This window comes from Bacillus sp. SIMBA_154, assembly GCF_046536015.1.
Taxonomy (GTDB): domain Bacteria; phylum Bacillota; class Bacilli; order Bacillales; family Bacillaceae; genus Bacillus; species Bacillus pumilus_P.
The window spans coordinates 1-249 of the sequence record NZ_JAWJBV010000496.1 but is presented as its reverse complement, the minus strand read 5'-3'; the positions used below and the strand labels follow the sequence as shown (position 1 = coordinate 249).

At 59.4% G+C, this 249-nt stretch carries 1 protein-coding gene; it reads left to right on the top strand.

Translation table 11 applies throughout. The features are described 5' to 3' along the window. A partial coding sequence (locus R0K30_RS22890; protein ID WP_410613248.1) for a hypothetical protein occupies nt 1-249 on the top strand: 249 nt, incomplete at both ends.

The window sequence follows — 249 nt, the reverse complement described above, 5'->3', positions numbered from 1 at the left end:
CCCTTGCGTTTCTCCCTGCTGCCGAGGACGCTATCCAAGCCCAGCTAAACAAGGTTCTCGACCCGCGCCGGCAGGAGGTCCATGCATTCGCCACCGACACTTATGATCTGTTGCTCAGTGCCCTGGAGTTCGCACAGGTTACGTCTGCGGACAAGGCGGCAGAGATCGAGCTCGGGCTGGGCAATTTGGCTGTCAACGTGCAGAACCTGCCCAGCGAGTTTCAGACGCCGGTCAAACTGTTGAGCAGTC